This window comes from Ruegeria sp. HKCCD9138, assembly GCF_057220975.1.
Window position 1 is genome coordinate 119,599 of sequence record NZ_JBWVAZ010000011.1, and the last position, 23,964, is coordinate 143,562.

Consider the following 23,964-nt stretch of genomic DNA (forward strand, 5'->3'; position numbering starts at 1 on the left):
AAAGCTGAGAAATCCGGGTGGACAATATGCGAGTTCCGATTCTGTTGACTCTGTATGTATCCAAATGTATACAAGTGGACGCAATATGCAAGTGAGAGCATTATGAACGTTCAGGACGACTCAATTCAGCCAGGCCCACAGGGTAATTCCGCGTATCAGCGGTTGCTGGACGAGATTCGCGAGGGTGCTTTGTTGCCGGGCGACCGGTTGCGGGAGATTGAGGTTTCAGAACGGTTGGGCGTCAGCCGGACACCTGTGCGCGAGGCGATCCGGCAACTCGAGGCAGACGGGCTTGTAACGCATGTTCCTCGGCTGGGTGCCACAGTGCGCAGTCTCGATTACGCCGAGATTATGGAGCTTTACGAAATGCGCGCGGTTCTCGAGGGCACTGCTGCTCGGCTCGCTGCGCGTGCGGCCTCGGACGTTGAACTTGATGAGCTGGAGGTTCTCAACGACAGGCTGGCCGAAGCAGGCACAGGCCCCGAGGCCGCGCGGATCAACCGGATTTTTCACGCCACGCTTCTGGATGCCGCCAAGAACCGCTTTCTCGCAAAATCGATGCTGTCTTTGCAAAAGGCACTGCTGATCCTGGGACCATCTCAGCTGTTGGATGGCGAGCGGGCCGAGGTGGCAGTGTCCGAACATCGGCGCATCATGGCCGCGCTGATAGCCCGAGACGGCGCCGCAGCCGAGACAGAAATGCGCGCGCATATCCAGGCGGCACAACGCATGCGCATTCGCGCGTTGCAGGAACGAGACCGCGCCACGGATCAAAGCCAATAGAAAGACCGAAAATGGCCAACCAAACCCAAGCCTATGATATCGCAGTCATCGGAGGCGGGAATGCCGCACTTTGCGCCGCAATGACAGCAGCCGAGGCCGGTGCAAAAGTTCTGATCCTTGAAACGGCCCCCAAGCCGTATCGCGGCGGAAACTCTCGCCACACCCGAAACTTCCGCTGCATGCATTCCGCGCCTTTGGGCCCGCTGGTCGAGGAATACAGCGAAGACGAATACCTGTCCGACCTGCTGAAAGTGACCGGAGGCCAAACCGATGAACACCTGGCACGGCTGGCAATCCGGACTTCCGAGGAATGTCTGCCATGGATGGAAGAGCATGGCGTGCGGTTTCAGCCATCGCTTTCAGGTACTCTGTCGCTGGCGCGCACGAACGCGTTCTTCATGGGCGGCGGGAAGTCTCTGGTCAATGCCTATTACCGCACGGCGGACGGCTTGGGCGTGGATGTCCTTTACGAAGCGGCTGTCACGCATCTGGAATTGAATGGCGATCAAATTGATTGGGTTGATTACACCCACGAAGGCCACGCCCATCGCATTGCGCCCAAGGCCGTCATCGTTGCCTCGGGCGGCTTTCAGGCCGACACCGACTGGCTGACCCGCGCCTGGGGCCCCGCCGCGCAGAACTTTCTGATCCGCGGTACGCCGTTTAATCGCGGCGTCGTTCTGGCCGACCTTTTGAATCAAGGCGTGGATAGCGTTGGTGACCCTACCCAATGTCATGCCGTGGCCATCGATGGTCGCGCGCCCAAATTCGATGGGGGCATCGTCACCCGTCTGGACTGCGTACCATTCTCGATCGTCGTCAACAAAAACGCCGAGCGGTTCTATGACGAGGGCGAAGACGTCTGGCCCAAGCGCTACGCGATTTGGGGGCGGCTGGTCGCTGCTCAACCGGATCAAGTCGGATACGTGATCATCGACGCCAAATCCCTCAACCTGTTCATGCCTTCGGTGTTTCCACCGCTCAAAGCCGATACGCTGGATGAGCTTGCGAATATGATGGGTTTGCCAGCAGACAAGCTGAACGCGACCGTCGGGGAATTCAATGCGGCCTGTGGAGACACGACCGCTTTTCATCCGACCGAACTTGACGGCGTCGCGACCGCCGGCCTGACGCCCCCCAAGACCAACTGGGCGCGTCCGATCACCGAACCTCCATTTTACGGGTACTCGCTGCGCACGGGCGTGACCTTCACCTATCTGGGCCTAAAGGTCGATGACAGGGCCCAGTGTTCGACGCCTGCAGGCAAAATCAGGAACTTGTGGGCCGCCGGGGAAACCATGGCCGGATCGATACTCGGGCAAGGGTACCTGGCCGGTTTCGGCATGACCATTGGAACTGTCTTTGGACGTATCGCAGGACGTGAGGCCGCCGCATATGCAAACTGATCTCATCCACGAGGCGCGCCGGCAGGCCGAAATCTGCAATGCCTGCCGGTATTGCGAGGGCTATTGCTCGGTCTTTCCGTCGCTGCATGCCGAACGCGCATTCTCGGACGGCGATATCACGCAACTGGCCAACCTCTGCCACAACTGTCGGGGTTGCTACTATGCCTGTCAGTACACGGCGCCGCATGAATTCGATCTGAACCTGCCCAAGGCGTTGGCCGAAGTCCGTCGCGACAGCTGGGAGAGCTTTGCCTGGCCGCAACCTGTGGCTCGGCTGTTTCATACTCATGGTGGTGCCATTGCCTTGGCGCTGGTCATCGGCTTCGCGACACTTTTCTGGGCCATTCGCGCAATCGGATCGAGCGGAGGAGAGGCGTTTTATGCCGTTCTCTCCCACAATGCGATGGTGGCAATCTTTACCCCGGCCTTTCTGCTGCCAGTGCTCAGCATCGCAATCAGCCTGAAGCGCTATTGGCACGAGGTGGGCGGCAAATCAGTTCGATGGACGGATCTTTCTGCTGCATTCAAACGCGCGGGAACGATGCAGGATCTGGCCGCAGGTCACGGCGAGGGTTGCAATTTCGAGGACGAGGATCGTTTCAGCCAAGCCCGCCGACACGTGCACCATGCAATCATGTACGGCTTCCTTCTTTGCTTCGCTTCCACGTCTGTTGCCACAATTATGCACTATGCCTTTGGGTTGCATGCGCCCTACGGATTCTGGTCGCTGCCCAAGCTGCTCGGGGTTCCGGGAGGATTACTATTGACCCTTGGATGCGGTGCGATGGTTTGGTTGAAGAAGAAGTCAGACCGTGAACTCGGCGATGTCTCTGCCTGGGGCGGGGAGATCGGATTCATCCTGCTGTTGGGTTTTGTCGGTTTCAGCGGGTTGGTTCTTTACGCGTTGGGCTCTACCACATTGATGCCTGCACTTCTTGCATTGCACCTCGGATCGGTCCTGACTTTCTTTCTGCTGACACCCTTCACCAAAATGGCGCACGGATTCTACAGAACGGCGGCTCTGGTCAGAGACGCGCAGCGAAAAAGGGGCGAATAAGGCTGGCATGGGTCCGCTCAGATGTGGCCCCGAGCGATGTCTCGGGGGTACTACTGAATCAGCGCCCCCTTGGTTTCGTCGCGCACAGACAGGTCGAAATCGAAATCATCGCTGTAACTTGCGCTCATAAATCTGACAAATCTGTCGTGGAAGTGTCTTGTGTGGGCATGGGCCAGTTGATCGGCTTTAGACACATCCTGATCTCGAATGGCCTCGACCATATCGTAGTGATCGGGGCTTAGCAGATGCTCGGTCTCCGATGCGGCAAGGTAGTCAAAGTGCATGTGCAATATGCGGCGACCCTCGGTCAGGAGCTTACCGTAGGCCCGCGCCAGATATGGATTCTTGCCCGCCGCAGCAATAGCCATATGAAAGTCGTAATTCGTGGCTGACATGGCAAGATAGTCATTTTTCGCGCAGGCCGTATCAAAGTCCTTCGCTGCCACTTCCATTGCCGGAACTTCGTCTTCGGACCGGTTTTTTGCCGCCAGTCGCGTGTTAATCCGCTGCAGGAAATCCAACGCTTCAACATAACGGGGAAACCCGGCGAAATCGATCGGAGAGACCAGGGTCGATCGGTTTGAAAGCATCACCACCAAACCTTCTGCGGAAAGTCGTACCAATGCTTCGCGTATCGGAGAGCGCGACATGGCGAATCTCTCTGACAAAGTGGTTTCGTCCAATGGCGATCCCGGCTTCAGATCCAGCGTCAGAATTTCTCTTTTAAGTTCATCATATACGAATTTTGAGCCCCGGCCTTTGGCGTGTTTTTGTGTAAGTTCTTGTGATTTAACCATTTATAGACCTTCCTAGCGCCCTTCATTGTCGCGGCGGTCTAAGCTAAATGCAAGTTTAATTTGACATGTCGGCATAATGTCGACAAAAAACTTGCAGACATAATGTCGACACAGGGAGAAAGAAATGAAAATTGCCAAGACAATTGCTTCTGCAACGATGGCAATCATCGCCACATCTCAGGTGGCGCAAGCCCAGGTTGCCGAAGACAGCCGCCTGAACACGGTTCTCGAACGCGGGTCGCTGCTGTGCAGCGGGCACAACGGTTCGTTCCTTGGGTTCGCAGAAGTGGACGATCAGGGTAACTGGCGCGGTGTGGACATCGATCTGTGCAAGGCCCTTGCCGCCGGTCTGTTCGGCACTTCCGAAGGAAATCTGGAAATCGTGCCGATCAGTTGGGCACAGCGTTGGCCGTCGCTGCAGTCCGGGGATATTGATGTGGTGATCAAGGTTTCCGGTTGGACCCAAAGTCGGGATACCGAATTGAACCTGTCCTATAGCCGCCCGTATTTCATCGGCGCTTTCCAGACCATGACACGCACGGATCTGGGTGCCAATACGATGGCGGATCTTGCCGGTGGCACGATCTGCGTTGCAGCGGGCACCTCGACCGAGCGCGCCACCGCAACCTATCTCGACACGCATCAGATCGACGCCGAAATGCTGACTTTCGAAAATGGCGACGAGTTGCGCAACTCGTATTACGAAGGCCGTTGCGATGGGCTTGTGGAATGGGCACCGAGCCTCGCCGCGGGGCGTGTGGATGCACCGGACGGAGCCGATGCGCATGTCATCCTTCCGGATGTCATCGCGCTTGAGGCGGAAGGTATCATTGTCCCCGAAGGTGATCCGGACTGGCTGGACGTGCAGAACTGGATGCTGTCTTCGCTCTGGTTCGCAGAAATGGAGGGCATCACTTCGGAAAACGTCGACGAAGTGCGAACCAATCCGCCATCAGCCACCGTCGGAACCTTTCTTGGCGTAAATCCAGGCTATGGTGCGCGTCTGGGTCTGCCCGATGACTGGGCTTACAACATGATCAAAGAGGTCGGCAACTTTGCCGAAATCTACGAGCGCAACATCGGATCGGGCTCTCCTTACAACCTGCCGCGGGGGATCAACAATCTCTATAACGCGGGCGGCGTCTTCTATCCGATGATCATCGACTAGACCGTCGATGCGTGCCGGGTGCGATCTGTGAATTGCACCCGGTTCAAAGATCAGGGGAGGAGCCGATGCAATCACTTATCAAAAACAGACGGGTCAGGGACGCCGGGCTGCAATTCGCCTTTGTCGGCGGGATTGCGGCAATGTTGGTTGTCATGGTGCTGGTTGGCCGCACAAATCTTGAGGCGCAAGGTCTGACCTCGGGGTTCGGGTTTCTGGAACGGGCCACAGGCTGGCGCATCAGTTTCTCCCTGATCGATTACAGCACCAACTCCACATATGCGCGAGCGATCCTTGTCGGCATTCTCAATTCGCTGTTTCTTGGTGCCATCGCCTTGCCGGTTGCGACTGTGATCGGTGTGGCCGTGGGCGTCATGCGCACATCGGGCAACGGAATGGCCGAACTGGTCGGCACCACATTTGTCGAGCTGTTTCGAAACGCGCCGCTGATCCTGCAGCTTTTGTTCTGGTACACTCTGCTTCTGGGCCTTCCCAGCCCCCGCAACGCCGAACCCATTCTGGGCGGCATCGCCCTGACAGGCCGCGGAATCTACGTACCCGGCCTAAATGTCACCGGCGGCTCTGTTTTTGTGTCCATCATACTTCTTGTCGCCGCTTTTGCTCTGGCGCTTTGGCTGGGCGCAAAGCGGTGGCCGGATCTTCATCTGCGGCAAGCCAGCAGAGAGCGAAAGCTGCTGTGGTCGCTCGCGTTCCTGGTAGCCCTAGCCGTGATGTGGATCGGTCGCATTCCCGAGACACCATTGGTAAGCGTTCCCGAGGCGGCCGGGCTGAATTACCGGGGCGGCATCCGCATTTCACCGGAACTGATGGCCTGCCTGATCGCCATCGCCATCTACGGCGCGGCCTACATCGCCGAGATCGTGCGCGCCGGCTTTATTGCCATCCCGAAAGGTCAATCCGAGGCCGGGTGTGCCCTTGGTTTGTCCCCATGGCACATCTTCAGCCGCATTCGCCTGCCGCTGGCCATCCGCATCGTGATGCCGACGCTGATCAACCAGTATGTCTGGCTGTTCAAGGCGACAACTATTGGCATTGCCATCAGCTTTACCGACTTTTTCATGGTCATCAGCACGGCCATCAACCAATCGGGGCAGACGTTGGAACTGATCGCGATCCTGATGGGCGGCTTCCTGATCATCAATTACTCGATGGCCTGGGTTTTGAATCGCGTGAATGACGCAATCAAGCTCAAGGGCACGCAGCTGAGGATCTGAGCGATGACCGACATTCCAATTCCCAGCACCCCTGCGTTCAGCAAGATCAAGAAGCACTACTTTGCGACGCCGCTGAACAGCACGATCACCGTTCTTCTTGCGGCATTCACGGCCTGGGTTTTGTGGAGCCTGTTCAACTGGGCGTTTCTCGACGCGATCTGGGGATATGGGAAGAACGAAGAATGCCGCGCGCACGAGCATGGGGCCTGCTGGTCCTTCGTTGCGACGCGCTGGCGTATCGTTCTGTTCGGCCTTTACCCTTTTGAAGAGCAGTGGCGATCCGCGCTGGCCTGTATCGTCATGCTGGTTGTCGCGATCCTGTCCTGTATCCCCGTATTCTGGAGCGCCAAGCGCCTGCCACTACTCTGGGTCGTGGGTTTCGCGACGTTCTACATCCTCATGCGTGGCGGCGTCCTTGGTCTGACACCTGTGGTCGAGCGCGACTGGGGCGGGCTGTCACTGACGGTTTTCATTTTCGCGGCGGTCTGCCTGCTTGGCATGCCCCTGTCGATTATTTTTGCTTTGCTGCGCAGGTCGGAATTACCATGGATCGCCAGAACAATGGCGCTGGTGATTGACGTCATCCGGTCTCTGCCGCTGCTGTCGATCATGTTCACCTTCGCCATTGTCCTGCCCTTCGTGCTGCCGGATTGGGCAATTGGCGACAAGCTGTATCGTGTGATCATCGGCTACGCCATTTTCTTCGCCTGCTATCAGGCCGAGATCATTCGCGGCGGCATGCAAGCCATCCCGGTGGGTCAGGAGGAGGCCGCCAAAGCCCTTGGCATGGGCTACTGGCACCGGATCGGGTATATCGTTCTGCCGCAAGCGTTCCGCAACGCGTTGCCCCCGACGATCAACCAGTTCGTCATCACGTTCAAAGAAACCTCGCTGGTCACCATCATCGGTTTCTTTGACATTCTCGCCTCGGGCCGCGCTGCTGCAGGTACCGCCGACTGGAGTTTTGCGACGATCGAAATGTACGTGTTCGTCGGCCTCCTTTTCTTCGTCTTCGTTTTCTCACTGTCCCGCTATGGCGCCTATCTGGAACGCCGCATGAGCGTTGGCAGCCGCTGAGGAGAATTGCACATGTCAGACCAAGCCATCTCCATCCGTGCCATGAACAAGTATTACGGCGACTTCCACGCGTTGAAGGACATTGATCTGGACGTGGGCCGCGGTGAAAAAGTGGTGATCTGCGGCCCGTCCGGTTCAGGCAAATCGACACTGATCCGGTGCATTAACCGGCTGGAAGAGCATCAGGCCGGCACCATCGAGGTCAACGGTATCCCGCTGGACGACAATGTCGACAATATCGACGAAATCCGCCGTGAGGCCGGGATGGTGTTTCAGAACTTCAACCTGTTCCCGCACATGACCATTCTTGAGAACTGCACCCTGGCACCGACGCTTGTGCGCAAACAATCGCGGGAAGAGGCCGAAGGCATCGCCATGTCCTACCTCGAACGGGTCAAAATCCCCGAACAGGCGCACAAATACCCCGGTGAGCTCTCAGGTGGTCAACAGCAACGCGTGGCCATTGCCCGCGCCCTGTGTATGGCGCCCGAGATCATGTTGTTCGACGAACCCACATCGGCGCTGGATCCCGAGATGATATCCGAGGTGCTGGATGTGATGGTTGGTCTGGCCGAGGAAGGCATGACCATGGTCTGCGTTACACATGAAATGGGTTTTGCCCGTCAGGTGGCGGATAGAGTGATTTTCATGGCGGACGGGCAAATTATCGAACAGGCGCCACCCGGCGAGTTTTTCGAGAGCCCCAAGAGCGAACGCACAAAGACATTCCTGGGCCAGGTCCTGGGTCATTGATCAGAGACTAAGATGCCAATGGAATCGCACGAAATATCCACGCATGACGCCGAAACAGACACGCGAAACGACGCGCTGCTGATCTACGTGAACGGTGAGCTTGTACGCAAGGATGAGGCCAAGATCTCGGTCTATGACAGCGGGTTCATGCTGGGCGACGGCATGTGGGAAGGCCTTCGCCTGTATGATGGGGAATGGGCCTTTTTCGACGAACACATGGATCGGCTGTTCAACTCGCTCAAATCCGTTTCGATCGATATCGGGATGGGGCCTGAGGATGTGCGAAACCTTCTCGACCGGACAGCGGCGGCCAACGGCATGGTCTCGGACGCGCATTGCCGTTTGATGATCACACGCGGGCGCAAGGCAAAACCGTTTCAGCATCCAGGTCTCAGCAGGTTCGGTCCTACGATTGTCGCCATCGTTGAACATTCCAAGCCTGCAGAAGGTCTGCAATCGCGGGGCATTCGGCTCGCGACCGTACCGCAGGTTCGGGGACTGCCCACCAGCCAGGACCCGAAGTTCAACAGCCATTCCAAACTGAATTGCGTGATCGCCTGCCTGCAGGCGGAACAAGCTGGGGCTGATGAGGGCCTGATGCTCGACCCGCATGGCTTTGTGAACACGACAAACGCCTGCAATTTCTTCATCGTCCGGCGGGGTGAGGTTTGGACGTCGACCGGTGATTACTGCATGAACGGGGTCACCCGGGCCAAAGTCATCGAGCTCTGCCGCCGGAACGACATTCCGGTCTTTGAAAAGAACTTCTCGCTCTACGAGGCTTATGGCGCGGATGAGGCGTTCTTGACCGGAACATTCGGGGCTCAAACACCGGTCGCCTCAATTGATGGCAAAACCATCGGTGAAGAAGGGGGCGCGGGGCCAGTGACCCGTCGCATTCGGGCGCTTTACAAAGATCTTGTCGCCCATAACGTGGCGAGACAGAAATCCCAACGCGGGCAATAGTCATGAAACCAAACATCATTCTGTTCATGGTCGACCAACTGACGTCGTTTGTGTTGAGCACCTATGGCGGAACGGTTTGCAAAACACCGAACATTGACGCGCTTGCCGCCCGGGGCACAGTATTCGAGAACGTTTATTGCCCCTATCCGCTCTGCGCGCCGTCACGCTTTGGCATGATGGCCGGGCGGCTGCCTTCACGCATCGGAGCCTATGACAACGGGGCCGAGTTCACCGCATCAACTCCGACCTTCGCCCACTATCTGCGTCTGAACGGTTATTACACCTGTATTTCCGGGAAGATGCACTTTGTCGGCCCTGATCAGTATCACGGGTTCGAGGAACGGCTGACCACCGAAATTTACCCGGCCGATATGTCCTGGACACCGGATGCCGATTTCCGCGACTACAACAAGGACGAAGAACGCGCCTATACCTTTGGCGTCTCGACCATCGACACCGTGCGCGACGCGGGTCCGGTCGCCCGTTCGATGCAGATCGACTACGACGAAGACGTCATCCACCACGCGGTGCGAGAGCTATACACCCGTGCGCGCTGCGATGACGACCGGCCCTTCATGATGACGGTCTCGCTGACGCATCCGCACGATCCGTATGTGACAACCCGCGAATACTGGGAGATGTACGAGGACGCAGAGATCGATGCGCCCCGCGTGCCGCATATCCCGGTCGATCAGCGCGATGCGCACAGCCAGTCGCTGTATTATCACTATGGTCAGGACAAATGCGAACTGAACGATGCCGACTACCGAAATGCCCGACGCGGGTATTACGGCATGATCTCCTACGTCGACAACCTGTTCGGGCGGCTCATGCAAGCGCTGGAAAACAGCGGGTATTCCGAGAACACAGTCGTCGTTTTTGCCTCGGATCATGGTGACATGATTGGTGAGCGGGGCATGTGGTTCAAAAAAACCCTGTTCGACGCCGCCATTCAGGTGCCGCTGATCATCGCCCATCCCGGGCACACTCCCGGTCGCGTCTCCGCCCCTGCGTCCTTGTTGGATATCTTCCCGACACTTCTCGATATCAGCGGAGTGAGCGCGGCCGAGATCCGGACACCGCTTGACGGGCGCAGCTTGTTGCCGGCGGTGCGCGGTGAACCTTTGACCGGTCCCGTATTCTCGGAGCACATAGACGGCGGCACATCTGCTCCACGCGTATGTGTCCGTGACGGGGCCAAGAAGCTGGTGATCTCCCGCGCCTACCCGCCACAATTCTACGACCTTGCCAAGGATCCGCTGGAACAGAACAACATCGCTGGGCAAGGCGATCCGGATGAGGACCGTCTGACGCAACTGGCCGAAGAAACCTGGCCGCTGGACACGTTGCTGGACGATGTCATCGCCAGCCAGGTGGCGCGAAAACTGATCGACAACGCGCTTTCCACGGGGCGCGAGGAGATCTGGGATTTTACGCCCCGGCCACTCACCCAAAACACAAACTATGTCCGCCGGGGCGACGCGTTTCCAACCGTCGAGCGGCGCGGGTACCTTCACTACAACAAACCGCAGGATAACGACCTATGAGCTACAACGTGAAACTCTCTGGCGTCATGCCAGCGCTGGTGACGCCCTTTGATGCCGACAACAAAATCGACTTCAAGGCCTTCGAACAACTGCTGACACATTTCCGGGACGCAGGTGTTACAGGTTGGGTGCCCAACGGGTCCACCGGCGAATACTTTTCGCAAAGCACCGATGAGCGCCGCTCGGTCCTGCAATTCATCAAGGATTTCGCCAACGACGACGAAATCCTGATCGCAGGCACCAACGCCCCGGCCACGCGCGAGGTGATCGCGCAAACGGCGATGGCCAAGGAAATCGGCTATGACAACGTGCTGCTTGCACCGCCATTCTATACCCGCCCGACACAGGATGAGTTGATCAGGCATTACGAAACCGTGCTGGCCGAGGTGGATGTAAACCTGGTGCTCTACAGCTATCCGGCGAAAGATGGCGCGGATATCAGCTTTGAGCTCATGGATCACTTCGCCGACAACCCGCGCGTCATCGGCATCAAGGAAAGCTCGGGCGTATTGCAGCGTGCCGTCGATATTTCCAGCCGCTATGAGGGCAAGATCCAACTGGTTTCGGGTTCGGATGACATTGCGCTGGACTTCATGTTCTGGGGCGCGGACAGCTGGATTTGCGGGCCGTCGAACTGCATGGCACGGGCTTGCTGCGATCTGGACCGCGCCTACAGGGCAGGGGATTTGGATCAGGCGCGTGAGATGATGAAGAAACTCTACCGGGCCATGAACATCCTGGAATCCGGCAAGTTTGTTCAGAAAATCAAATATGGCTGCGAATTGCAGGGCATGCCGATGGGCGAGTGCCGCGCGCCTCTGGGGCCGCTAACGGATGATGAGAAGGCCGCCATGCGCGAAGCGATGGAGCCGATCCTGAACTGGTAACTCCTCCCGGGTGCGGTGGGCGTCTCGATTGTCGCACCCGGTAAACCTTTGTACTTGCGACCCCCGATGCCTCAGACCATCCAACAGTTCGACACGGCCATTGTCGGTGCCGGCATCATCGGTGCCGCGCTTGGCCATGCCCTTCAGAAACGCGGGCACAAGGTTGCCCTGATTGATCGGGATGCGCCCGGCAGCGGTGCGTCTTTCGGCAATATGGCGTCGATAGCGGTGACCGAGTTCATGCCGGTATCGCGCCCATCGGTTTGGCTGCAGACACCGCGCTGGCTTTTGGACCCCGAGGGGCCTATTCGCATCGCACCCACTTATGCACCGCGGCTTGTCCCGTGGTTCCTGCGGTTCTTCAGGGCAGGTCTGCCGTCGAAACTGCTACAGTTGGAAGCGGAAGGGGCAATCCTTTGCCAGCGCGCCTTGCCGGACATGAAGGCCCTGATGACCGACATTGGTCTGTCGGACAGTATCAGCGAAACCGGCTGCTTGTCGCTATACGCCAATGAAAACGAGTTCGCAGCGGACCGCGAGCGGTTGGATATGCTTGACCGGTACGGATTCGACTACGAAGTGATCGGCGGAAATCGTCTGCGTGAGCTGGAACCGGAAATCGCGCCGGTCATTCAAAAAGCGGTTCTGTTGCCGGACAATCGAACTGTTCGAAACCCGTTGGATATCGTTACCCGCCTTGCCGAAATCATTGTAACCCGGGGCGGGCAGATTGTTCGTGGTGAAGTCACTGGGCTTGATGCCGCTGGCACAGAAAAGACCGTGCACTTGAGCGACGGTTCGCGCTTGTGCGCCAAACACGTGGTCATCTGCGCCGGTGCTTTCTCGGGCCGTTTGTCGAAGATGCTGGACGAGCCCATGCCGCTTGAAACGGAACGTGGCTACCACACACAAATCATGGCGCCGGGGATTGATCTCAACCATTCAATTATCTGGCCAGCCAGGGCTTTCATGGTCAGCCCGACCGCCGGTGGAATCCGGGTGGGCGGAACCGTCGAAATGGCAGGGCTGGACGCCGCACCCGACTATCGCCGTGCCAAGATCACCGTCAAACGCGCGCGCGAAGCACTGCCGGGCCTGACACTTGAGGAGACATCTGAATGGATGGGGCATCGTCCCGCCTTGCCGGACACGATCCCGGTGATGTCCGCCTCGTGCAAAGTGCCGGGCGTGTTCTACTCCACCGGCCACGGTCATCTCGGGCTGACTTATGCCGCGACCAATGCGCATCTGATGGCTGATCTCATATGCGGAACGAAGCCGCCAATCGATATGAGGCCCTACAGTATCGACCGGTTCAGATGGCGTGCTCAGCTACCGACCAGACAACAGAAACGAAAGACATTGCCAGAGGTGCCTTCATGAAAAACCAACTCTTCATAAACAGTGAGTGGACCGATGCCGCCTCTGGCAAAAAGTTTGACGTCGTGGATCCGTCCAATTGTGAAGTGTTTCACCAGGTTGCCCGCGGCGGTGCACAGGATATCGATGCGGCGGTCAGGGCGGCCCGTAACGCCTTTGACAATGGCCCTTGGCCGCGGATGAGCGGTGCGGACCGGGCCGAGGTTCTCCGCCGAATGGGAGATGAGATCACCAGGCGAACCGATGAACTGGCACGGATGGAAGTGCACGACAACGGAAAGCCACTACCCGAGGCGGTCTGGGATATCGAAGACACCGCAGGCTGTTTCCATTTCTACGCCGATCTCGCAGAACGGTTGGACAACAGTGCGGAAAAGGAAATCGCCCTGGCAATGCCCGAGTTTTCCTCGAAAGCCGTGAAAGAACCTGTTGGTGTGGCGGGTGCCATCATTCCCTGGAATTTCCCGATGTTGATGGGCGCGTGGAAGGTGGCACCGGCGCTGGCCGCGGGATGCACGATGGTTCTGAAACCATCTGAACTCACACCGCTGACGGCACTGGAATTCGGCGCGGTCGCGGAAGCTGCCGGGTTGCCTGCCGGGGTGCTGAACATCGTGACCGGCTTTGGGCCCGAGGCCGGGCAACCGCTGACCGAACATCCCGATGTGGACAAGCTGGCCTTTACCGGTTCGGTCCCGACCGGAAGTCGCATTATGGCGACGGCGGCAAAAGACATCAAAACGATCTCGCTGGAACTGGGTGGCAAATCGCCGATGGTGGTTTTTGCCGACACGCCCATCGAAGAGGCGGTTGAATGGATCATGTTCGGCATTTTCTGGAACCAGGGCGAAGTTTGTTCCGCGACGTCTCGAGTCCTGATTGAAGAGGAAATCTACGAGCCGCTGCTGGCGCGGTTGAAGGAAGAAGCTGAAAAAATCCGGATCGGTCATGGGCTGGAAGACGGGGTCCTGCTGGGTCCGCTGGTCAGCCAGTCGCAACATGAAAAGGTTCTCGCTGCCATAGAACGTGGGAAAGCCGAAGGCGCAACCGTCGTAACGGGCGGTGGCATCCCTAAGGGGCTTGAGCACGGTTGCTATGTCCAGCCGACTATTCTGGCAGATGCGCCGCTGGACGGGTGGGTGTGGAACGAAGAAATTTTCGGCCCAGTCGTGTGTGTGCATCCGTTCAAGACCGAAGAAGAAGCTATAACACTGGCCAACGCATCGCGATTTGGCCTTGGCGCTACGGTCATGTCCGCCGATAAGGATCGGGCCAACCGGGTCGCACGTGCATTCCGGGCCGGAATCGTATGGGTGAATTGTTCGCAACCAACGTTCACTGAGGCGCCTTGGGGCGGATACAAGCAATCCGGCATTGGCCGTGAACTGGGGAAATGGGGGTTGAACAATTACCTCGAGACCAAGCAGATCACGACTTATGATCGGTCCAAACCATGGGGCTGGTATCTGAAAGGCTGACACATGGCACATCTGAGCGGCCAAACCGTGCTATTGACGGGGGCGACAGGATCAATCGGTTCCGCAATAGCCCGTGAACTGGCGGGCGAAGGAGCGCGTGTTCTGTTGCAATACGGGACCAACAGGACAAAGGCGGCAAAACTGGCTGCGGAAATTGGCAACGACGCAACGTGTTTCGCGGCAAACCTGGCTGACCCTGCAGGACCAACAAATCTTTGGTCGCAGGCGCAGTCGGCGGCAGGTCGCATTCACGCGCTGATAAACAACGCTGGCATATTGTCTCCGTCATCCATCGATGATCCACTGGACGCGTGGAAAGCCACTTGGGCGCGCGACGTTCAGATAAACCTCGTGGCCGCGGCAGATCTCTGCCGCGCTGCAATCCGCCACTTTCGTGAAAATGACGGCGGCAAGATCATAAACATGGCGTCGCGTGCGGGTCAGGGTGGATACCGGCCGGATGCGATGTCCTACGGTGCGACCAAGGCCGCACTGATCAATCTGACGCAGAGTATCGCAGGCGGGTTCGGTCGTGACAACATCACGGCTACCGCGCTGGCCCCCGGCTGGGTTCGAACCGAAATGTCCGAAGCATTTGTTGCGGAACATGGCGCGGCCGCGGCATTGGGCGGTATTCCGATCGGGCAAATGGCGGAACCCTCTGAAATCGCCGAGCTTGTTGCGTTTGTTCTGCGCACGTCACAACCCTCGCTTTCAGGCGCTGTCCTGGACGTGAATGGCGCCAGCCAAATGAGGTAATCCATGCATCGTTTCGAGAATAAGACAGTTGTCGTAACCGGAGGGGCAGGCGGAATCGGGACTGCAATTTGCCGGCGTTTCGCGTCCGAGGGCGCGATGGTCTGGATCGTGGACAACGATGCGGAAAGTGCCGAAACACTGTCTGCCGCAATCCGCGCAGAAGGCGGCAGAGCAGACTTTCGAACGGTGGATCTGACAGACGCTGATGCGATCGGAAGATTTGTGAGCAGTCTGACCGATGACGGAGACCGCATTGATGTATTATGCAACAATGCCGGGCTTATGCGGCGTGGACCGTTGTTGGAACTGAGCGCAGGAGACTGGGAACTGACCTTCAAGGTTAATGTAGACGCATTGTTCCATATGTGCCGGGCGGTCATTCCGGTCATGCAAGCCCAGGGCGGCGGTGCGATCGTCAACACGGCATCGCAGTGGGGTATTCATCCTGCACCGGGCCATATCGCCTACAACACGTCGAAAGCGGCGGTTGTCGCGTTTACAGAAAACCTTGCGCGCGACTATGCGCCTGACAAAATCCGCGTAAACGGGATCGCGCCGGGAGAAGTGCGCACGCCAATGTTGGAAAGCAACCTCGCCCGGACCGGGCGAAGCATAGACGATCTCAACGCTCTGGTGCCCTACGGCCGGATCGGCGAACCCGAAGAAATCGCGGCACTGGTCGCTTTTCTGGCTTCTGACGAAGCTGGATACCTTTGCGGTTCCGTGGTCGAGATAACCGGTGCGCAAGCCGTAGCCTGAAAGGAGTTCCCGATGCGTTGGACACGTATTCTGCAACTGGTCGACGTACATTGCGCCGGTGAGATCGGTCGCGTTGTTACCGGTGGCGTTCTTGATATTCCGGGCACGACCATGGCCGACAAGCTTGACCACATCAACAAGGTCGATGACAGCTTGCGGCGTTTGCTGTGTTCCGAGCCGCGTTCCGGTCCGGCGGGCTCGGTCGTGCTTTTGGTTCCCGCCACTCTGCCAGAGGCAGACACCGGTTTTATCGTGCTGCAACCAGATCAGGCGCATGCGATGTCCGGTTCCAATGCCATGTGTGCCGTGACCGCTATTCTGGAAACCGGCATGAAGGAAATGGTCGAACCCGAGACCGAGGTCGTACTGGATACGGCGGCTGGATTGGTCCGCGCCATTGCGCGTTGCGAGAATGGCAAGGTCACTCGTGTATCGTTGGACATGCCGCCATCGTTCGTGTTGGCGACAGCCGAAGTGATCGAAACTCCTGAATGGGGTCCGATCAAATACGACATCTGTTTCGGTGGCGTCTTCTATGCGCTGGTGGATGTCGAGCAATTGGAACTGACGATTGAACCGGGCAATGCCCGCAGGCTAGCCGAAAACGGTATCTACCTCCGGGAACTGATCGCATCCAGCATTGACATCCAGCATCCGACAACGTCCGCCTTGAACGGTTTGGCATATGTCATGTTCCGGAGTACGGATGCGGACAGCGCGGTCCGGACCTGCACGACATTGAGGCCCGGTCGGGTCGATCGATCCCCGTGCGGGACCGGGTCAAACGCGAATATGGCGGTTCGGTATTTCGAGGGCTCAACAAAGCCGGGTGACAGGGTTGTTTCACGCTCGATTATCGGAAGTGAGTTTGTGACCGAAATCTTGTCTGAAACCTATGTCGGCCCGTGCAAAAGCGTTCAAAACAGGATTTCGGGACAGTGCTGGATTTATGGATTGAGCCAGATCGGTTTGGACCCGTCAGACCCATTTCCAAGTGGTTTCACCCTATCAGACACCTGGGGCGGCTCGTCGTAAGCAAACCTGTGGTAATCTGATCCGCGAAGGCCATCAAATGCGACAACGCGAAATTGCGCTGGGGCAAGTCTCTCATTTGTAGAACCGCGCCGCCTATCCAAGTAATGCCTCAATCTTGGCAAGCGTCGCGGTGTTCACGGCCACCCCGTCCTTGCGGGCTGCCAAACGTTTGGCGCGGCGACCGTCACCGGGCAAATGAGCCCCGTCCTGAAAGCGGATCGCTTCGACGAGGCCGGAAACACCGGTCTCAAACGATCCGTTTGCCGTCGCGCCCGGATCGATTGCGATGAAGAACTGGCCGGTTTTCGGAGGGCCGCCTGCTGTTCCCGAAAATGGCGAGGCATTGATGCCCAGCGTGGCCCCCGTCAGCGCGGCTGCCAAAAGCTCGACCATCAACGCGACGCCGACACCCTTGTATCCACCGGACGGCGCCATTGACCCCTTGAGGCCGACTTCCGGGTCGGTGGTCGGGTTGCCATCGGCATCCAGCGCCCAGCCAACCGGGATCGGTTTGCCTTCACGCGCATGTTTCATGACCTCGCTTTTGGCGATGGTGCTGGCGCTTTGGTCGATCAGCAGTGCGGGTTGACCATCGGTGCCCGGCGCGGCAATGGAAAATGGATTGGTGCCTACGACGGGTTTTGCGCCCCCCGAAGGTGCGATCGAGGCGGGCGCATTGGTGAACCCCAGCGCAACCAGTCCGGCCTGCGCCAGCCGGTAGGTGTGATAGCCCAGAACGCCGCAATTGTAGCTGTTTTTTATGGCGAGGACGGCAACGCCCTGTTCGCGCGCAGCAGGGATCAGAGTTTCAAATCCCAGATCAATTGCAGAATGGGCAAAACCGGTTGCCGCATCGACGGTCACAACGCCAGGCTTTGGGCGCGAAAGGACCGGCTTGGCCAGCCCATCGACCTTACCGCACTGCACATGCTCACAATAGATCGGGATGTAGGCCAGGCCATGGCTTGCAACGCCATCTGCTTCGGTCGCGGCGGTTGCTTGCGCCAGCGGGCGGGCGTTGTCCTCGGACGTGCCAGCCGCAATCAGGGCGCGGAATGAAAGGTCCTCGATTTCTGTCAGAGTCAGGGTCCGTGTGTCAGTCACTTTCGTATCTCTTCAGTCATTGTCGGAAAGCCCGGCCCCTGCGCCCAGCAGGCGGGATTCCTCGGTTGCGGGAGCGTACGTTCGGTGGGCAAAACGGTTCAGAACGGCCCAATCACCCGGCGCAGGGTGCGCACGTGTATGCCGTTTCCGCCGGGTGGTGGGCTCGTCACCCAGTGCAATGCAGACCCGTCGCGCTGTCCTTGGCAAAGTGTCAGGTGCAGTCAGGCCTACCCCATCTGTCAATACCTGCACATCGTCGATTTCCATGATCAACGGGTGCTGCATGGTGCGTGCCGCATTGGCGGCGAAGGGCAACAGTAGGGCAGGTGTCGCAACATCACGCATTTCGACCGGGCCGGCCGTCAGAAGATGAGCGCAATCGGATAAGAGCGGGCCCGCCGCCAAAGGGCACAAATTGCTTTCACTCTGCCACGGGCTCTCAATTCGCTGAGGACGATGTGCGGTAAGTTGCGCAGACAACCCAAGTTGCAACAGCCGGGCCAGAGTTCCGGCGCCATCCAATCCCTGTGCACATAGCCAACGGGTTGCTTTCGACGCCTCTTCAGCCTGTCCCCAGGAATAGCCCGCGCCGCGGGCTGCTCGTTTGGCGGTTGCCTCGATCTCGTTCAGCGAGACGCTCATACCGGCACCTCCGGATAGACCCAGAGGTCGGCGTTTTCGGAAGTCAGCTCACCGGGATAAGGCGCACCGGCATACATGCAAATGCGTACCCAGCGATCTGAACGCGGATCGAAATGTGTCGCGCCAAAGAACGAGAGTTTTGCCCGCAACATATCAAGGGGGGATACCGCGGCGCTGATCGTATTGTCATGGATTTCGCCGTAAGGCGCGGTACGGCTCATCTGAGCGCGCCGGATGGTGTGACGGTGTTCCGGGTGGCGCAGCAGGAACTCGGCCACCGGTTGGTCTTCGTCCCATTCATTCAGCGCGGCAAAGGCCGTAGCAGCATCCCGAGCTGGGGCCAATGGCTGCTCGTAATCCGCGATGGGTTCTTCGAACCGTTCGCCCATGCGGGGTTCCAGCTTTTCCTCGGACACATACCATGCGCGGGCACAATTATCGGTGGCATCCCAATCCAGGTCGAGCGCCCAGCCGAATGTGCCTTGTATCAGGTTGCGCACCTCGCTGATCGGCATCGCTCCGTTGATAACAAACGCGTCGGCATTGCTGTCGGCCATACAGGTGGCCAATTCATCCACAAGGTCGCCATAAGGTTCAAGGATCAGAGAAGCCAACAGCTCCTGTCCTTCTTCGCTAAGCACGGTTTCCGCCCAGCTCGCCAACCGGTCCCATGGGTGACTGCCGGTCAATCCGTCTTGCTCCAGGTAGTCCGCGATCGCTTGCAAATCGGCTCTCAGCGTTGTCAATTTTTCGACCTGTATGGGATGCTCAGAGCGCCACCATGACGTCGACAGGCGGCTACGTTCAAAAATATGGCGGAAGCGGGTTGTCTCCGCTGCCGTGGCGGTTTCAACCGAGCGAACGCGGGCAATTGCCTCTTCCCGAGCCATGATCCAGTTGTTGAACAGGACCGGATGGTTGACGATGAACGGTGCCATGCCGAGGCCCGTCGAATTGCCAATCCCCAACCAACGAGCAACGGCCGGGTCCAGTTTGATCGTCCGTCCCGCGCCCTTGGCATCGGCCATGTGCTGCACCAAATCCCGCACGAACGCCCGGGTCAGAAAAACCGATAGCATTTCGGCCTGAAAGGGCGCGCTCGTTTCCGGGCGATCCGCGATATTCTCGCGATCCGCTGCGCCAAATTTGCCCGACCCGTACACGGCCGTGGTGCGCATCAGGTAGCCGACCTGGTAAATCTGCTCCAGATCCGGCTGCCGCCCTGCCGCCAGAGCATCAACAACATGCTCCCAAAGCCGAACCGACCGGTTCGCGCGAGACAGCGACAACTCGCTTTCGCTGACGCGACCGGCTTCTTGCAGTGGTACATTTTGTGAAAGGCGCTCGATATCTGCCTCGTTCGGTATGCCATCGAACAAGGCAAAGGTGGCATCCCAGGCTTCTGCAATTACCCGATCCGAACGTTGTTCCGGCGGCAGGTCATGTGCAAAGGCTACCAGCGAATACGCCCGTTCCGGTCCGTGGGCAGTGTAGACAGCGTGCCCAACGCCTTTGGCGTCAATGTCGAACGCAGGCCGCGTGAACGACCAGTTTTCCCGCGCCATACGGCGGGTCAGTTGCCGCATGAAGCTGAGCCGACACTGATGCAGCGACCCCAGTCGCGACAACCTCATCACCGTCGCAGGGTTCCGTCTTTCGATCTTTGTCTGCGCCTGTGTCTTCATTCGGCTACCCCTTGGAGACGAAGTTCTCGGCAAAGAACCTGTACCAGTTTCCACCCATGATACCGGCCACTTCGTCATCACTCAGACCGGTCGCGCGCAACCCGTTTTCGATGTTGCCAAAGTCCCGGTTGTCGCGGAACCAGGACGGCATCGGAAGGAAGCCGGGATTGCTGGCCGACCCCTCGCCATAGTCGATTTCCTTGGTCCATCGACCAACCCGCATCCATTCGACCACACTGTCGGGCTGGTCCTGGCACAAATCCGTTCCGATCCCGAGATGTTCCGCGCCAAATTTCTCGGCGGTCCGTGCGATCATTTCGCAAAAACTCTCCAACGTGCAGTCGGACTTGTCCTTCAGGTGATGAGGATAGACGGAGAACCCAAGCATACCACCGTTTTCTGTCACCGCCCGGATCACCGCGTCACGCTTGTTGCGCAGGGCCGGCGACCACTCGTAAGGATTGGCGTGCGTAATGGCGATCGGGCGCTCGGACAATTCTGCAGCTTCGATAGTGGAGCGGTCCGCCGAATGGCTCATATCCACGACAAGACCGACCCGGTTCATCTCTTTGATGATCTGTTTGCCCATGCGGGTGATACCGGTATCGTCTGCCTCATAGCAACCAGTGGCTAGCAGAGACTGATTGTTGTAGGTCAACTGCATGAAGCGGGCACCCAGCGTGTGCAGGATTTCGACCAAGCCGATATCGTCCTCGATGGGCGACGGGTTCTGGAAACCAAAGAAGATGGCCGTGCGCCCGGTTTCGCGCGCTTCGTCAATGTCGCTGGCCCATCGGCCCTTCACGATCAGGTCTGGATATTGTTCGAACCAGCGGTTCCATTTTTCGAAGTTCAGTACCGTTTCCCGGAAGTTCTCGTGATAGGCGATGGTGACATGGATCGCGTCCACGCCACCCTCGCGCAACTGCCGAAAGATTTTTTCCGACCAGTTGGCGTATTGCAGCCCGTCAATTCGCATCACACCGGCTTTCCTGCGCTGATATAGGCGGTTTTGACGGTGGTGTAGAACTCGGCGGCCGCCTTGCCCTGTTCCCGCGGTCCGTAGGAGCTGTCGCCGCGCCCGCCAAAGGGCACATGATAATCGGTGCCAGCGGTCGGCAGGTTCACGGTCACGACCCCGGTGCGCGCGTTGCGGCGGAAATGCGTGGCGCGGGCCAGGTTTTGGGTGACGATGCCCGAAGTCAGCCCGAAATTGGTGTCATTGACGGTGGCCAGCGCCTCATCGTAGCTGCCCACCTTGATCACGGAGGTCAGCGGCGCGAACATTTCTTCGCGGTTGATGCGCATATCGTTGGTGGTGTTCAGAAATACGCCCGGGCTCATGTAGTAGCCGTCATGGGGCATATCCAAACGTTGTCCGCCACAGGCCAGCTCGGCGCCTTCAGACTTGCCCAGATCGACGTAAGCGAAGTTCTCGGCCAGTTGCTGCTCACTGACAACGGGGCCCATCTGGGTTCCATCTTCCAACGCGTGACCGACTTTCATGGCCTGCGCACCAGCCACCAGTTTCTCGACGAAAGCATCATGCACGGCGGCATGAACCACAAGACGTGAGGACGCCGTGCATTTCTGACCAGTGCCCCCAAAGGCCCCGCCCAACGCCAGCGAGACAGCAAGGTCTAGGTCGGCGTCGTCCATAACGGCCAGCGCGTTTTTCGACCCCATTTCCATCTGCACCTTGGTCAGGTTCTGGATGGCTGCGGTGGCAATTCCCTTGCCGACCGGAACCGAGCCGGTGAACGAGATTGCGTTGACCTTGGGACTTTCGACAAGCCGCTGTCCGATGGACCGGCCTGACCCCATAACAAGGCTGAACAGACCTTTGGGGATGTCCTGGCGGTTGATAATTTCGGCAAGGGCAACAGCCGAGGCCGGAGTGATGTTGGCAGGCTTCCAAACTACGGCATTGCCGTAGCACAGCGCCGGAGCAATCTTCCACGAGGCGGTGGCGGTCGGAAAGTTCCAGGGGCTGATGACGGCAACGACACCGACGGCCTCGCGCCGGACATCGATTTCGATGTCAGGGCGCACGGAATCGGCGTTCTCTCCGATTTGACGCAAACACTCTGCAGCATAGTAGGTGAAGAACTGCCCGGCACGGTAAACCTCGCCCTTGCCTTCGGCCAGCGGCTTGCCCTCTTCACGGCTGAGCAGGTTGCCCAGTTCCTCGGCGCGGGCCATCAGTTCGTTGCCAATACTCATCAGAACTGCCTGCTTGCGCTCAAGCCCGTATGCCGCCCATTCGGCTTGAGCGATGCGCGCCTGATCCAGTGTGGCCTCAAGCTGATCCGCACTGGCTTGAGCGAAGCGACCGATCAGGTCGCTCAAATCTGAGGGATTGCGGTTTTCGATCTCGCTTTCGCCAGCCAGCCATTCGCCAGCAATCAGGTTCAGTTTGGTCACGTTGGGCCCCAAGTTCAGAATAAATTTGGGGCAGAATGGACTTCAAAATCGATATCAGTCAAACTCAAATAACTTAACTAAACTTCAGAGAATTTGAAGCATGGCTATCAAGATCGAAATGCTGCGCTGTTTCTGTACGGTTGCCCAAACAGGCAACCTGGCCGAGGCGGCCGATCGCTTGGGTCGCACGCAATCGGCTGTTTCAATGACGCTGAAACAGCTTGAGGATCACCTGGGCAAAAAGCTGTTTGAAGGGGAACGAAAGAACCACTTGTCCGCTTTGGGAGAGCAGGTGTTCGAAATGTCTCTGAAACAAGTTCGCCAGTTTGATCAGACCGTTCAATCTATCGAAGCAGCAGCGGACGCCATTCACGGCCTGATACGGATAGTGTCCGTCCCCTCGGTCGCGGCACTGATGTTTCCTTCGGTTCTGGAGTACATGACCTGCCGTTTTCCCGGACTGAAAGTCGAGCTGCGGGATACGGACACCCAACAGGTTCTGGATGCGCTATCCGACGGCAAAGCTGACATCGGGATCGCGTCGGGGTTTCATCCTTTAAAGGGCATCAAGGCGATCCCCCTGTTCGAAGATCAATTCGGGCTCGTGTGCGCGTCCGACCATCCGCTTAACACGAGACCCGAACCGCCATCCGTCGATGATGTGATGGCAGCCTCATTTGTCCGAAATGCCTTGTGCGATCTCATCCAGACACCAAAATTCGTGAACGCGATTGAGGAGGCCGATGTTACTATCCACAACACGCATTCGCTCATAACCATGGTCAGAACCGGAGAGTGGGTTACCGTTCTCCCCCAGACGGTTGCGCGCTTTATTCCAGAAACCACCGCATTTCGTCCCATCGCGGACCTTTCCGACAAGAGGCAGGTCTATTTGTATGTGAAGGAAAGGTCGCGGTTCGAAGATCTGACGACTGAATGCAGTGCCTTCATTTTGAGCCGAGAATGGGTATTGGCCCGGTAGGTATTCAGGGCTTTGAAATGACCTGATTGAACCAATTCGATCC

At 58.1% G+C, this 23,964-nt stretch carries 22 protein-coding genes; 16 read left to right on the forward strand and 6 right to left on the reverse strand.

The features are described 5' to 3' along the window. Positions 1-102 precede the first annotated feature (102 nt). The 3 genes from AC2TEL_RS17645 to tcuB are packed head-to-tail and all read left to right on the forward strand — an operon-like array spanning position 103 to position 3,246. Complete coding sequence (locus AC2TEL_RS17645; protein ID WP_480905756.1) at positions 103-783, forward strand: GntR family transcriptional regulator; 681 nt, start codon at positions 103-105, stop codon at positions 781-783. 11 nt (positions 784-794) lie between these two features. Continuing rightward, positions 795-2,189: an FAD-dependent tricarballylate dehydrogenase TcuA gene (gene tcuA, locus AC2TEL_RS17650; protein WP_480842737.1), complete on the forward strand. Its 1,395-nt coding sequence runs from the start codon at positions 795-797 to the stop codon at positions 2,187-2,189. Then, positions 2,179-3,246 carry a tricarballylate utilization 4Fe-4S protein TcuB gene (tcuB, locus tag AC2TEL_RS17655; protein WP_480842736.1) on the forward strand — a complete coding sequence of 356 codons (1,068 nt, stop codon included), beginning with the start codon at positions 2,179-2,181 and terminating at the stop codon, positions 3,244-3,246. The genes tcuA and tcuB overlap by 11 nt, the downstream gene beginning before the upstream one ends. Before the next feature lie 50 nt (positions 3,247-3,296). Here tcuB and AC2TEL_RS17660 read toward each other — a convergent pair whose 3' ends face one another. Next, on the reverse strand, positions 3,297-4,043 hold the full coding sequence (locus tag AC2TEL_RS17660) for a GntR family transcriptional regulator (RefSeq protein WP_480842734.1): 747 nt from the start codon (positions 4,041-4,043) through the stop codon (positions 3,297-3,299). Positions 4,044-4,167: 124 nt separating this feature from the next. Here AC2TEL_RS17660 and AC2TEL_RS17665 point away from each other — a divergent pair, with 124 nt between their 5' ends. The 12 genes from AC2TEL_RS17665 to AC2TEL_RS17720 all read left to right on the forward strand — a co-directional run bounded on the left by AC2TEL_RS17665 (position 4,168) and on the right by AC2TEL_RS17720 (position 17,084). Further along, complete coding sequence (locus AC2TEL_RS17665) at positions 4,168-5,211, forward strand: transporter substrate-binding domain-containing protein (protein WP_480905759.1); 1,044 nt, start codon at positions 4,168-4,170, stop codon at positions 5,209-5,211. Between the two features lie 65 nt (positions 5,212-5,276). Continuing rightward, positions 5,277-6,443 carry an amino acid ABC transporter permease gene (locus AC2TEL_RS17670; protein WP_480905761.1) on the forward strand — a complete coding sequence of 389 codons (1,167 nt, stop codon included), beginning with the start codon at positions 5,277-5,279 and terminating at the stop codon, positions 6,441-6,443. Positions 6,444-6,446: 3 nt separating this feature from the next. Then, positions 6,447-7,520 carry an amino acid ABC transporter permease gene (locus AC2TEL_RS17675; RefSeq protein ID WP_480905764.1) on the forward strand — a complete coding sequence of 358 codons (1,074 nt, stop codon included), beginning with the start codon at positions 6,447-6,449 and terminating at the stop codon, positions 7,518-7,520. Between the two features lie 12 nt (positions 7,521-7,532). Continuing rightward, positions 7,533-8,273 carry an amino acid ABC transporter ATP-binding protein gene (locus AC2TEL_RS17680; RefSeq protein ID WP_480905767.1) on the forward strand — a complete coding sequence of 247 codons (741 nt, stop codon included), beginning with the start codon at positions 7,533-7,535 and terminating at the stop codon, positions 8,271-8,273. A gap of 18 nt (positions 8,274-8,291) precedes the next feature. Further along, complete coding sequence (locus AC2TEL_RS17685) at positions 8,292-9,239, forward strand: aminotransferase class IV (protein ID WP_480905820.1); 948 nt, start codon at positions 8,292-8,294, stop codon at positions 9,237-9,239. Between the two features lie 2 nt (positions 9,240-9,241). Next, positions 9,242-10,786: a choline-sulfatase gene (gene betC, locus AC2TEL_RS17690; RefSeq protein ID WP_480842724.1), complete on the forward strand. Its 1,545-nt coding sequence runs from the start codon at positions 9,242-9,244 to the stop codon at positions 10,784-10,786. After that, entirely contained in the window at positions 10,783-11,673 is an 891-nt protein-coding gene (gene dapA / locus AC2TEL_RS17695) for a 4-hydroxy-tetrahydrodipicolinate synthase (protein ID WP_480905770.1), read from the forward strand. The genes betC and dapA overlap by 4 nt, the downstream gene beginning before the upstream one ends. 66 nt (positions 11,674-11,739) lie before the next feature. Next, complete coding sequence (locus AC2TEL_RS17700; protein WP_480842720.1) at positions 11,740-13,056, forward strand: NAD(P)/FAD-dependent oxidoreductase; 1,317 nt, start codon at positions 11,740-11,742, stop codon at positions 13,054-13,056. Then, on the forward strand, positions 13,053-14,531 hold the full coding sequence (locus AC2TEL_RS17705; protein WP_480905773.1) for an aldehyde dehydrogenase family protein: 1,479 nt from the start codon (positions 13,053-13,055) through the stop codon (positions 14,529-14,531). The genes AC2TEL_RS17700 and AC2TEL_RS17705 overlap by 4 nt, the downstream gene beginning before the upstream one ends. 3 nt (positions 14,532-14,534) lie before the next feature. Continuing rightward, positions 14,535-15,290, forward strand: coding sequence for an SDR family NAD(P)-dependent oxidoreductase (locus AC2TEL_RS17710; RefSeq protein WP_480862561.1), 756 nt, complete (start codon positions 14,535-14,537; stop codon positions 15,288-15,290). A 3-nt stretch (positions 15,291-15,293) separates the two neighbouring features. Beyond that, entirely contained in the window at positions 15,294-16,049 is a 756-nt protein-coding gene (locus AC2TEL_RS17715) for an SDR family NAD(P)-dependent oxidoreductase (protein WP_480905775.1), read from the forward strand. A 12-nt stretch (positions 16,050-16,061) separates the two neighbouring features. Further along, positions 16,062-17,084: a proline racemase family protein gene (locus tag AC2TEL_RS17720; RefSeq protein WP_480905778.1), complete on the forward strand. Its 1,023-nt coding sequence runs from the start codon at positions 16,062-16,064 to the stop codon at positions 17,082-17,084. Positions 17,085-17,177: 93 nt separating this feature from the next. Here the strand turns inward: AC2TEL_RS17720 and AC2TEL_RS17725 are convergent, their stop codons facing one another. Genes AC2TEL_RS17725 through AC2TEL_RS17745 form a run of 5 tightly spaced genes read right to left on the reverse strand, consistent with a single transcriptional unit; the run spans position 17,178 to position 22,939 of the window. Beyond that, positions 17,178-18,188 (reverse strand): Ldh family oxidoreductase, encoded by a 1,011-nt coding sequence (locus AC2TEL_RS17725; RefSeq protein WP_480842710.1) that lies wholly within the window; start codon positions 18,186-18,188, stop codon positions 17,178-17,180. A 12-nt stretch (positions 18,189-18,200) separates the two neighbouring features. After that, the gene (locus tag AC2TEL_RS17730) at positions 18,201-18,830 is read right to left on the reverse strand and encodes a DUF3726 domain-containing protein (protein WP_480905780.1); all 630 of its coding nucleotides are present in this window, start codon (positions 18,828-18,830) and stop codon (positions 18,201-18,203) included. Then, a complete protein-coding gene (locus tag AC2TEL_RS17735; protein ID WP_480905783.1) occupies positions 18,827-20,515 on the reverse strand; it encodes a hypothetical protein in 1,689 nt (562 codons plus the stop codon). Before AC2TEL_RS17735 ends, AC2TEL_RS17730 begins: the two co-directional genes overlap by 4 nt. 4 nt (positions 20,516-20,519) lie before the next feature. Beyond that, a complete protein-coding gene (locus tag AC2TEL_RS17740; protein ID WP_480905823.1) occupies positions 20,520-21,494 on the reverse strand; it encodes a membrane dipeptidase in 975 nt (324 codons plus the stop codon). Then, the gene (locus AC2TEL_RS17745; protein ID WP_480905786.1) at positions 21,494-22,939 is read right to left on the reverse strand and encodes an aldehyde dehydrogenase family protein; all 1,446 of its coding nucleotides are present in this window, start codon (positions 22,937-22,939) and stop codon (positions 21,494-21,496) included. The genes AC2TEL_RS17740 and AC2TEL_RS17745 overlap by 1 nt, the downstream gene beginning before the upstream one ends. A 100-nt stretch (positions 22,940-23,039) precedes the next feature. Here AC2TEL_RS17745 and AC2TEL_RS17750 point away from each other — a divergent pair, with 100 nt between their 5' ends. Further along, entirely contained in the window at positions 23,040-23,921 is an 882-nt protein-coding gene (locus AC2TEL_RS17750; RefSeq protein ID WP_480842702.1) for a LysR family transcriptional regulator, read from the forward strand. Positions 23,922-23,964: the final 43 nt, after the last annotated feature.

Bases quoted from the DNA above. Each gene is read 5' to 3' on its own strand.
- AC2TEL_RS17645 (WP_480905756.1), top strand. From the start codon at position 103: ATGAACGTTCAGGACGACTCAATTCAGCCAGGCCCACAGGGTAATTCC.
- tcuA (WP_480842737.1), top strand. From the start codon at position 795: ATGGCCAACCAAACCCAAGCCTATGATATCGCAGTCATCGGAGGCGGG.
- tcuB (WP_480842736.1), top strand. From the start codon at position 2,179: ATGCAAACTGATCTCATCCACGAGGCGCGCCGGCAGGCCGAAATCTGC.
- AC2TEL_RS17660 (WP_480842734.1), bottom strand. From the start codon at position 4,043: ATGGTTAAATCACAAGAACTTACACAAAAACACGCCAAAGGCCGGGGC.
- AC2TEL_RS17665 (WP_480905759.1), top strand. From the start codon at position 4,168: ATGAAAATTGCCAAGACAATTGCTTCTGCAACGATGGCAATCATCGCC.
- AC2TEL_RS17670 (WP_480905761.1), top strand. From the start codon at position 5,277: ATGCAATCACTTATCAAAAACAGACGGGTCAGGGACGCCGGGCTGCAA.
- AC2TEL_RS17675 (WP_480905764.1), top strand. From the start codon at position 6,447: ATGACCGACATTCCAATTCCCAGCACCCCTGCGTTCAGCAAGATCAAG.
- AC2TEL_RS17680 (WP_480905767.1), top strand. From the start codon at position 7,533: ATGTCAGACCAAGCCATCTCCATCCGTGCCATGAACAAGTATTACGGC.
- AC2TEL_RS17685 (WP_480905820.1), top strand. From the start codon at position 8,292: ATGGAATCGCACGAAATATCCACGCATGACGCCGAAACAGACACGCGA.
- betC (WP_480842724.1), top strand. From the start codon at position 9,242: ATGAAACCAAACATCATTCTGTTCATGGTCGACCAACTGACGTCGTTT.
- dapA (WP_480905770.1), top strand. From the start codon at position 10,783: ATGAGCTACAACGTGAAACTCTCTGGCGTCATGCCAGCGCTGGTGACG.
- AC2TEL_RS17700 (WP_480842720.1), top strand. From the start codon at position 11,740: ATGCCTCAGACCATCCAACAGTTCGACACGGCCATTGTCGGTGCCGGC.
- AC2TEL_RS17705 (WP_480905773.1), top strand. From the start codon at position 13,053: ATGAAAAACCAACTCTTCATAAACAGTGAGTGGACCGATGCCGCCTCT.
- AC2TEL_RS17710 (WP_480862561.1), top strand. From the start codon at position 14,535: ATGGCACATCTGAGCGGCCAAACCGTGCTATTGACGGGGGCGACAGGA.
- AC2TEL_RS17715 (WP_480905775.1), top strand. From the start codon at position 15,294: ATGCATCGTTTCGAGAATAAGACAGTTGTCGTAACCGGAGGGGCAGGC.
- AC2TEL_RS17720 (WP_480905778.1), top strand. From the start codon at position 16,062: ATGCGTTGGACACGTATTCTGCAACTGGTCGACGTACATTGCGCCGGT.
- AC2TEL_RS17730 (WP_480905780.1), bottom strand. From the start codon at position 18,830: ATGAGCGTCTCGCTGAACGAGATCGAGGCAACCGCCAAACGAGCAGCC.
- AC2TEL_RS17735 (WP_480905783.1), bottom strand. From the start codon at position 20,515: ATGAAGACACAGGCGCAGACAAAGATCGAAAGACGGAACCCTGCGACG.
- AC2TEL_RS17740 (WP_480905823.1), bottom strand. From the start codon at position 21,494: ATGCGAATTGACGGGCTGCAATACGCCAACTGGTCGGAAAAAATCTTT.
- AC2TEL_RS17750 (WP_480842702.1), top strand. From the start codon at position 23,040: ATGGCTATCAAGATCGAAATGCTGCGCTGTTTCTGTACGGTTGCCCAA.